Below are 10,334 nucleotides of genomic sequence, written 5' to 3' on the forward strand. Positions count from 1 at the left end.
CGCAAAGAACCACCAACAGCATAAAGATGTTCTTTCAAATGAAACCAGTCCAATATTTCAAACCTCTGCGGTGATGGCGCTATGGCGGCGAATAAATTCCAGATCCCATCATGTCCATCGCCTAGACAAGAGAATATTTCCGCTAATGGTTGTTTTTGCGCCCAATCAACTAAACCTTGATTATTGAGAAAATACGCAACGATTGTTCCCTGAGCATTTACCGCTTTGTAATCTTTCCAATAACACTTTTTTCCTTTCTCAGTTGGATTTTAGTCATTGCCATGCCAAATGGCTTGAAGGCATTAACCATCGTTTGGTCAATCAGAGTATTACGATCGCTGTGATAGAGGTTTTCAGAGCGGGTCGCAACTTAGGTTAAAGTAGGAATCTTAAAGAGCTTTCTAAATTTAGATTATCGTTTTTGGGTATTAGGTTTGTGGCAGAGACTCAATCAATAACATCAATATCCCCCATAGCACCACCTACAACCCGATCTAGCTCCTTAGCCTTGGCGATCGCGGGTATGAAATGTGCGGGTTGCGTAGCAACGGTCGAAAAACGTCTGCTCGCCTGTGAAGGGGTCAAGGCGGCGAACGTCAATTTGTTGACGGAGAGAGCCACCGTAGTTTATGGCACAGAGGACTCGCCCCAAAACCTAGCCCCGCAGTTAATTGAGGCGATCGCTAAAGCAGGTTTTGCAGCGGAATTTATTGATAAACGCGATCGCCCATTGACAGGCAAAACATTACCGCCAAACCCGACTGCAAATTCTTGGTTGGGGATTACTAAGGAAATCGCAATTCCTGCATCGTTAGTAATTTTAGCGATCGTGGGACATTTGGGTTTAATCGGCATAATGGATGTACCTCTGTTGGGGAATATGTACATTCATTGGATCGTCTCCACGGTAGCGCTAGGCTGGATTGGTCGCCCAATTTGGTGGGATGGCTTGAGATCTTTGTGGTATCGAGCGCCAAATATGAACTCCTTAGTAGGGTTAGGAACGGTTGCCGCGTATTTGGCAAGCACGATCGCTTTATGGGTTCCACAACTCCATTGGCAGTGTTTTTTTGAAGAGCCTGTAATGTTGTTGGGATTTGTGTTGCTAGGGCAGGCCCTATTAGAGAGAGCGAAGGGAAAAGCCTCCAACGCTATCCGCGCCTTGATGGAGTTGCAGCCTCCTAGCGCCAGATTGTTAGTGCAAGGTGCTGATGGAGAATTGCAGGTCTCGGTAGCAGTGGAAGACTTGCAAGTAGGCGATCGGATCGTGGTTTTGCCTGGAGAAAAAATTCCCATCGATGGAGAAATCGTCGGCGGGAGTTCGAGTATTGATGAGTCGATGCTTACAGGCGAGTCAATGCCTGTCACCAAGCAATTAGGAGCAAGAGTTACGGGAGCGACGTTAAATTTGACGGGAGCCATTACGGTTCGGGTCTTCCAGATTGGTTCGGAAACGACGTTGGCGAAAATTGTATCCTTGGTGGAAGCAGCACAGGCAAGCAAAGCCCCCATTCAATACCTAGCCGATCGCGTGGCGGGATATTTTGCCTACTCGGTCATGGCGATCGCTGCCCTAACATTTCTAACTTGGTATGGGATTCTCCATGCTGAAATTGTATTTAGCCTGCGCTTAGCGATCGCTGTTTTGGTGGTGGCTTGTCCCTGCGCCTTGGGACTGGCAACGCCTACAGCGATTATGGTCGGCACAGGGCTGGGGGCGGAAAAAGGGATTCTCATTAAGGGGGGCGCAAGCTTAGAAAAGATCGATCGGCTATCGGCGGTAGTTTTTGACAAAACAGGTACCTTGACTGAGGGTAAACCTGAAGTCACTGATGTGGTTACCCTTGCGATGGATCGCGATCGCCAAGTCATCGATCAAACTAACTTCCAAGATCTATTTCAAGATCTACAAGATCTAACCGATCGCGCCGATAGCCAAGTTCCAGCCCCAGTATTACGACTGCTGCAAATTACGGCAAGTGCGGAAGTTGGCGCAAACCACATTCTCGGTGCAGCAACGATCTCCAGAGCCGAATCCTTAAACATCGACCTATTGCCCACCCAATCCTCGCAAATTGTGGCAGGATGCGGCGTGGAATCCCAACTGGTTACGGGTGAAGAGATTCTAGTGGGCAATAGCGCATGGTTGTCTTCCCGCCAAGTAGAAATTTCCCGCGAGATGTTAGAGCGATCGCGGCAATTTGCCGAGGCGGGTAAAACCCCCGTTTTTGTAGCCGTAGATGCCAGACTATCGGGCATTATCGCCCTGCGCGATCGCCTCAAACCTGAAGCCATTAATGTCGTTCGTCAAATCGAAGCGATGGGGCTGCCAGTGTGGATGCTTACGGGCGATCGGCAAGAAACGGCGATCGCGATCGCCCATCAGTTGGGCATTCCTCCCGAACGGGCGATCGCGGATGTCAAGCCCGATGGCAAGGCAGCAGCCATTATGAAACTATTAGCCGAGGGGAATCGGGTGGCAATGATTGGGGATGGCGTTAACGATGCGCCAGCCCTTGCAAGTGCCACCGTGGGTATTGCCCTCAGTTCGGGAACGGATGTGGCGATGGAAACGGCGGATATTGTGTTAATGCGCCATGATATTAGCGATGTTGTGCCTGCGATCCAACTCAGCCGCGCTACCTTCAGTAAAATTCGCCAAAATTTATTCTGGGCCTTTGCCTACAATACTCTGGCGATCCCTATTGCCGCAGGGATTCTCTACCCTAGTTTAGGGATTTCCCTCAATCCCACGATCGCAGGATTAGCCATGGCGCTTAGTTCTGTCAGCGTAGTTTTAAGTTCCCTATCCTTGCGAACTTCGGCAGCGGCAAAAAATATTTAATGGGTAAGGATGGGCGACGCAAAGCGTCGCCCATCCTTACCTAACTAGTATCATGAGTGGCGGCGCGAAGCGCCGCCGCTCATCTTTGGAGGTTTATGTCCTAAGCCAACCTTACGTTGCTATATTAGAAACCATTTAAGAATTACTTTCTGCGGTCAAAAACTCTAAGAGATCCCCCTCAATCCCCCTTAAAAAGGGGGAAGAATTTAATTCTCCCCCCTTTTTATACCAATTCCCAAAAGTGTGGCTACACTTTTGGGAATTAAAAACCAAACCCAGAAAGTGTTTTAAAATCACAAAATGGCTACGTCATTTTGTGATTTGGTATTAAGGGGGGCTGGGGGGATCTATCCAAGTCTTAAATGGTTTCTTAGACGAAAAAGGAGTATATATAGCTATAGTCAGTAATGTTACGAAAAAAATCAAACCCAATAGAGAGTTGCGGCGCGAAGCGCCGCAACTCTCTATTGGGTTTGATGTCCTGACTTAAGTGAATATAGCTATAAAAAACATAATGGATTGGATTAATTTAATTATTGCGGGGCTATTGGAAGTTGTCTGGGCGAGTAGCTTGAAATATACCGATGGTTTTAGCAAACCATTACCCAGCCTGCTAACGATCGCCGCCATTACCATCAGTCTGATCCTCCTCGCCCAAACCCTAAAAACCTTACCCGTGGGCACTGCCTATGCTGTCTGGACGGGTATCGGTGTGGTGGGGACGGCGCTGGTCGGTTCTATATTTCTCGGTGAATCGCGAGATTTGTCTAGATTTATGTACATTGGGGCGATCGTTATAGGTATTGCGGGTTTGCGATTTACTGGATCGAAATGATAGGATGGGCGGTGCTTCACCCAGCCCTATCCCCTGAAATAAAAGAATGGATTCTAAGCCTTTGAATGAAAAATCTTTGGATGTTAAATCATTACTGCTAAGCGTTCTCAGCTTATTGTCTATTTTATTTATTATCTTCACTTTGCAAGCAAGCTGGAATAATCCTCAGGAGCAGACAAAATTAGATTTGCTCCAAACTGATTTGATTTTACAAGCCACACAGGTATCCGAGCAGTCGCCCAATAGCTCTGCCGATGACATATTTCAAATTCTTGTCGGTGATGGAACTTCTCAGGATTTATATACACAAGCTCTCAGCAGTTATCAAGAAGTTCTCAGTGATGCTAAAGATAATCTCATCCGTCTCGATCGCCAAGCTCGAAATGGAGATCTAGATAGCTATGAGCGGCAGACGCTCTCTAAACAGAAACAAAAGAAAATAGAAAGTATCAGTGAAATTAGCGATCGCACAGGGCTGCTCCAAATTCAAACTGGGGATATTAAAGGGGCGATCGCCACATGGGAGAACGTCACCAAATTAGAAGGACAGTCCATGACCAGTTATGGATTAACTGCTCAAATCCTAAAAGGGCTATGGTCGGAACCCGTAGCGCTATTCCCCAATGCTGAAACACAGATTCGACGCACCCTTGACGGTTGGTATCGCAAACAGGCTTTGACAAAGCTCTATCAAGCTCAGCAAAGGAGTGAAAAGATCTCTGAACTAGAGCAACAGGCGCGTATAGAAGTTACCTTAGCGATTAATCGACTGGCCATCATCAATTCTATTCCTGTGATTGGCGGTGGTGTCGGGGTTCTGCTTTGGCTCGCCCTATTAATTCAATGGATCTTCTTTCGCAAGTCTTCTCCTTTTGACCGTCATTCTTCAATCAAACATCCTCAAATTAGTTGGGAAGTTCCTTGGGGTATAAAAACTACTTGGGAAGTAATGGTTTTGTGGTTTACCGCATTTTGTTTGATGACGCAATTTGTGTTGCCCTTAATCTTTGAATTCCTAGATATTTCCACAAGGGCTAAGGAAGATTTCACCGTTCAAGCATTACTCGTGCTTATTCCTTATGTCCTTTCCGTAATTCCTATGTTACCGATTCTGCAAGCTAGCCTTGCCCCCTATCGTCCCTTACCCGAAGGTTGGTTTCGCATCAAATTTACTTCCCTAAAGTGGCTAGCATGGGGAATTGGCGGATATTTTGCCGCAGTTCCCTTGGTTTTGATCGTATCGGTGATCAGCCAAAAATTTCTCCAAGGACAGGGTGGTGGTAATCCCCTATTACCAATCTTGACCGATAGTCAAGATAATCTACCGAAATTTCTGCTCTGGACGACTTTAGCGATCGCTGCTCCGTTCTTTGAGGAATACCTGTTTCGGGGATTTTTACTGCATTCGCTTACCAAATCTTTACCAGTGTGGGGAGCGATCGCCCTAAGTGGATTTTTCTTTGCCTTGGCTCATTTAAACATTGCCGATATCATTCCCCTCAGCGTGCTCGGTATGGTGATGGGTTTTGTCTATTGGCGATCCAAAAACCTCCTATCTTCCATGCTATTACATTGTCTCTGGAATAGTGGTAGTTTTTTTGCGCTGATCGCCCTTGGTGGAAAGTAGTATCAAGGTTCAAAATGGCGTTGCCATTTTGAACCTTGGCATTAAGTAGCTAAGTTAAACTTAAAACCTAGAAGAGCATACCGCCCGCGCAGCGGGCGGTATGCTCTCTGGTTTTGATTTTTAATTATGCCGAACTACTTATTACTGATGCTGGAGGACAATCCAAGGATGATCGACTAGGGCAAAAATCTGCCCTTTAAAAGGAGCGCTTTGCGATCGGTTTTGAGCGGTTAATAAATTTAAAAATCGCTCGATATCTTCAAAATTTACTTGATGAACTAAATATCTCGATAGAAACTGTCTGACAATTCTTCTTTGTAAAGCTAAGGGCTGCTGCTGTAAGCATTGGCGGTGCAGTCGCGGTGCAGTCGCATCCCAAATTACGGAAATATTTTCCACAAAAAAATGTTGCGCCTGTTCCTCTAAATAGATTACATCCGCTTGCAAAAGCTCTGAGGTCTGGGCGATCGCATTTTCTAGCTGGGGATTAAAATGAGTTTGGAGATAGGGAATAGTTTCTAAGCGCAGGCGATTGCGACGGTAATCGAGATTTTGATTGGTACTATCTTCCCAAACTACAATGTTGTTTTCTTGACAGAAAGCCGCAGTCTCATGACGACTGACCTGTAATAACGGACGCACTAAATTAATTTCAGGGGTGAGCGATCGCTGCCAAGTTAATGAAGCTAAGCCATCGGCTCCGCTACCGCGCATCAAGTTATAGAGTAAGGTCTCCACGCGATCGCTGCGGGTATGTCCCGTGACGACATAGGCACTCTTACTTTCCCTTGCCATATCTACCAGCATTTCATAGCGCCATTCCCTTGCACTAGCTTCGCTAGTTAGCGATCGTGTCGCAGTTCTCAAACAAAAGCTGATTCCCCATTCCTTCGCTATTTTTTCGACATATTCCGCATTCGCCCTTGAGTCATGCCGCCATTGATGATCGCAATGGGCGATCGTCAAAACCCAATTGGATTTGATCCGTTGCATCTGGAAGAGTTTGGCTAAGCATAGAGAATCCTGCCCTCCTGAAACCGCGAGTAGACAAGCTGCCCCTTTGGGCAATAGGCTGGGCTGGGCTTTTAGAACCGCATTTAATTTAATTCGCAATAATTTTGTAAAATGACTGTTCGATTTCAAGACTTATTGACCTAACCTGCTAATAAAAACCGATCTTTAACGGCATAATAATGTATAATTTGGGTTCTTCGTCGTAAGAGAAATCGTGCGAAGATCTTAAAAGAGTATTGCATTTTTGTGTTGTTTGAGTGAGAAGCGATCGCCTCTCTTGCTGTTTTGAATATATTGAGCCTAAGATTGCACGATTTCGATAGATTCAGCAAAGTTAGATCGTGGGTGAGGACTATTAAATGCTACAGAAATGCTTTGTAAAATGCTCTACTGAGAGATTGCTACTGTTATCTACTGGTGCGGTTTTCGGTCTAGGAATGATTTCCATCGGAGAGATATCTGCCCAGACGGAAGTTATTCCTCCACGGGCACTCTCTTCGGACAATCCCAAAAACTCGACTACAAACTCTCCAACAGTTAAATCTCCAACAGTCAAAAATGTTGCCCAAAACAAGGTAACTAAAACAACTAACCCCAAAAATAAAGTAACGAATCCTCCCGTTCTTCAAAACAGGTTGCCCTTTACAGCCAAGGATCTCCAGCAACCCACAATTGCCTATAAGCCCAGCTCCTCTATTAAAATCTCTACTAAACCAGATAGCAACCTAGTAGAAGCCGTCCAGAATAAAATCGCTCAAACAGAGCCAACATCTAATTCTCCCTTTATTAAGATTGAGCCGCTCTCGATCAAGCCCTCCTACTATCCAGGCTTAAACGCAGGAACGCCCAGTGGATTTGGACTAGAGACGGGAGATGCTTTTGTCGGTCTTTTTGGAGCTACGGCTGGAAAGCTAAGGGATTCCGTGGATGGAAGTATTGCTCTAGCGACGGGCATAGGCGATGCAAATAAATACTTTGCGGTTGAAGGAGTTTTCAATATCAACAGTATTCGTCGCTTTGCTTCTAATGGTTCCTTTGACCTTAAGGTGCATAAAATAATTTATGGTGATGCTGAGAACCAAGTAGGCGTTGCTGTCGGTTGGACGAACTTTGCTAACTATGGAAATAATGCAGGCGGAACGTCATCCTCCGTCTATGGGGTTGCGACATTATCGCGGTTGACCGATCCTTCAAGCAAAGATAACCCTAAGCCTTTGGTTATTTCTGCTGGTGTGGGTGGTGGCACCTATCGTAAATCTGATAGCAATGGTGGTGTTGGTGTATTTGGCAGCATTGGCTATCTATTAGATCCCCAATGGGCTGTGAGTTCGGCTTGGTCGGGGCAAGGACTGAACTTCGCTGTGGGCTTTCTTCCCGATCGCACTTTACCGCTCAATATCAACTTGACCTACTCGGATGTTACCAATAATAGTAACGCTGGTACTCAGCTTATTTTGGGCATTACCTACGGGTTTAATTACCTTGGGCGCAGATAAATTTATCTAAGTCATATAATGTCTAGAGCAGTTGATGGCGAAGTTCTTTACCTTGTCAACTGCTCTAAAAAAGGCTAGCGATCGCTCCAATCAACCGCATTTTTAAAGTTTAAATAAGCTAGGTAGCTTGCCATGAAAAAGACATTATTCGTTCTCTGTGCCTCCATACTTTGCTTGAGCGTCCCACTACCCATTCAAGCAGGAACTACTCCTGTGGTGGTAACGCCAACCTCTAATTCCTCTATTGGTTCGGAAAACTCCAGCACAAATCTCTTAACCATTAACGTCTCTGACATCATCCCTCAAATAATTAACCTCGTTCCCGCGAAACTAGACCCAGCTACCATCGAACTGGGTAAACAGGGGTTAATCCTATCTCTGCAAAACTCAGGATTTGATGCTGGCGTGTCAAGTACCTTGGTAAACGATCTCATTTCAGCGTTAAGTCCTGCGTTAACCAATGGTGATATATCGATTTCTGGTGACGGCAAAGTAGCGATCGGCAAATCAACTATTACTGTTAATCAAGCAGCCTTTAATCAAGCCATTCAAGATTTTAATGCCATCATCGATCCACTTCAGGGTAATGATGATACGAGCAAAAAGAAGCGCAGCGAGCTTCTCAATAATAAGGTTTTTATGGCAATTAGCGCCTTTCTCCGAGCTAGGTAATACCAAAGCTCAAAATGGCGTAGCCATTTTGAGCTTTGAAAACCCTTACTGGGTTTGGTTTTTGATTCACAAAAGTGTTGTCACACTTTCGTGAATTGGTATAACGTGAGTTCGGGATAATTTTAAAACCCCCAAAAGAGCGTTGCCGCGCTCCGCACGGCAACGCTCTTTTGGGGTTTATGTCCAAACTAGATCGAATCAAAAGATTAAAGCAATCGCAAAAACTTTTTCTTCCCGACTTGCAATACCTTTCCCGATAACTCGATCGCTTCAGTAAAGGTGCGATCGCCTAATTTCTCGCCATCTAGTTTAACCGCGCCATTCTCGATCTGGCTTTGGGCTTCGCTATTGCTTTTGCAAAGTCCCGCCGCTTTGACTAAATAGCGCAAGGGAGCGGGGAAATTAATTTGGGAGAGATCGAATTCGGGGATATCGCCTAGATCGGTGGTATTCCCTGCGAGGACAATTTGCTCGGCATCCTGTTGGGCTTGAAGGGCGGCTTCTCGACTGTGGTATTGACCGACGATCGCTAAAGCTAGTTGTTTTTGCTTGTCGCGAGGATTCTCTGGTAGCGTGGCTAGATCGATATCTGTCAGTAACTCAAAATATTTATCAACTAAAGCATCGGGGACTTTTTCGAGTTTGGAATACATACTCAAGGGCTCGTCGGTGAGTCCGACGTAGTTGCCGAGGGACTTAGACATCTTTTGTACGCCATCTAAACCTACTAACAACGGCAGTAATAAACCAAATTGGGCTGATTGACCCTGTCGATTTTTATCTTTTAGTTGTAAATCCCGACCGACGAGAATATTAAATTTTTGATCGGTTCCGCCTAGCTCCACATCGGCATCGATCGCGACAGAGTCGTAACCCTGTAACAGGGGATAGAGAAATTCATGCAAATAGATCGGCGTGCCCTTTTCATAGCGATCGCTAAATCCCTCCTTCGCCAGCATTTGCCCCACGGTCATACTGGCTTGCAGGGTGATGATTTGCTGTAAGTCCAGTTTGTTGAGCCATTCCCCGTTACGACGTAACTCAAAGCGATCGCTAGAAAAATCAAGAATTTTCTTCGCTTGCTCTAAATAGGTTTCGGCATTGTACGCCACTTCTTCAGGAGTGAGCCTCGGTCTGGCTTCCGACCGTCCCGTCGGATCGCCGATCTGCGCTGTAAAGTCGCCGATGATTAATACTGCTTTATGCCCTGCATCTTGGAATTGGCGGAGTTTTCGCAAAGCGACCGTATGCCCTAAATGTAAATCGGGGCGGGTGGGATCGATGCCGAGTTTGATACGCAGGGGACGATCGCTCCTTTGAATGCGATCGCCTAAATTGTCGGTTTCGCTATCTGGGAATATTTCGACAACACCACGTTCTAGAAGGGTTGTTAAATTAGTTGGGTTTGAGCTTTGAGACATTCTAAAAAGGCTGCTTAATTTTTTTACTGGCGATAAATAACTGGGCATAATTAAAACCCAGAGATAAAAGCTTTACGCAAGGGCAGTATGTGCTAAGGCTTTTTGTCTTTTATATTTAATTGCGCCTAGATACTTAATGCGGAGAAATCACAAGATCTAGATAATACTATGCTTAGCTACTTATAGCGCTTTGCGCTCAAACCCGAATGAAGAAATTTATTAAAAGTTTTGCGAATGAGCACTTTTATAGCTGTTGCCAAATGTACTAGGACATAAACCCCAAGAATTTACTGTCGGTGCGAAGCACCGACAGTAAATTCTTGGGGTTTGATTTGTCCTATATCAAGTGACGGCAGCTATAACAAATTTTTTGTGGTTCGATTGATGGGGAATTGCTGTAGGAATTTTTGTTGGATGGAAAGCA

The 10,334-nt window shown here is 45.5% G+C and carries 7 protein-coding genes and 1 pseudogene; 5 read left to right on the forward strand and 3 right to left on the reverse strand.

Annotation, left to right across the window (positions count from 1 at the left end; genetic code table 11):
* Positions 1–263, reverse strand: a pseudogene (locus AC805_RS26880) (ISKra4 family transposase); the annotation flags it as partial.
* 173 nt (positions 264–436) lie between these two features.
* Between AC805_RS26880 and AC805_RS15035 the strand changes: the two are divergent.
* From AC805_RS15035 to AC805_RS15045, 3 genes are all read left to right on the forward strand, one after another.
* On the forward strand, positions 437–2,845 hold the full coding sequence (locus AC805_RS15035; protein ID WP_231663126.1) for a cation-translocating P-type ATPase: 2,409 nt from the start codon (positions 437–439) through the stop codon (positions 2,843–2,845).
* 514 nt (positions 2,846–3,359) lie between these two features.
* Positions 3,360–3,680 (forward strand): quaternary ammonium compound efflux SMR transporter SugE, encoded by a 321-nt coding sequence (gene sugE / locus AC805_RS15040; protein ID WP_055076176.1) that lies wholly within the window; start codon positions 3,360–3,362, stop codon positions 3,678–3,680.
* 46 nt (positions 3,681–3,726) lie between these two features.
* A complete protein-coding gene (locus AC805_RS15045; protein ID WP_055076177.1) occupies positions 3,727–5,307 on the forward strand; it encodes a CPBP family intramembrane glutamic endopeptidase in 1,581 nt (526 codons plus the stop codon).
* Between the two features lie 141 nt (positions 5,308–5,448).
* Here the strand turns inward: AC805_RS15045 and tilS are convergent, their stop codons facing one another.
* Positions 5,449–6,450, reverse strand: coding sequence for a tRNA lysidine(34) synthetase TilS (gene tilS, locus AC805_RS15050; protein WP_055076178.1), 1,002 nt, complete (start codon positions 6,448–6,450; stop codon positions 5,449–5,451).
* Between the two features lie 230 nt (positions 6,451–6,680).
* Between tilS and AC805_RS15055 the strand changes: the two genes are divergently transcribed.
* The gene (locus AC805_RS15055; RefSeq protein ID WP_055076179.1) at positions 6,681–7,817 is read left to right on the forward strand and encodes a hypothetical protein; all 1,137 of its coding nucleotides are present in this window, start codon (positions 6,681–6,683) and stop codon (positions 7,815–7,817) included.
* Positions 7,818–7,949: 132 nt separating this feature from the next.
* Positions 7,950–8,489, forward strand: coding sequence for a hypothetical protein (locus tag AC805_RS15060; RefSeq protein WP_156341416.1), 540 nt, complete (start codon positions 7,950–7,952; stop codon positions 8,487–8,489).
* Between the two features lie 206 nt (positions 8,490–8,695).
* On the opposite strand, the gene tyrS is transcribed toward AC805_RS15060, so the two are convergent.
* A complete protein-coding gene (tyrS, locus tag AC805_RS15065) occupies positions 8,696–9,910 on the reverse strand; it encodes a tyrosine--tRNA ligase (protein ID WP_055076181.1) in 1,215 nt (404 codons plus the stop codon).
* Positions 9,911–10,334: the final 424 nt, after the last annotated feature.

Source organism: Pseudanabaena sp. 'Roaring Creek', assembly GCF_001402795.1.
GTDB lineage: Bacteria > Cyanobacteriota > Cyanobacteriia > Pseudanabaenales > Pseudanabaenaceae > Pseudanabaena.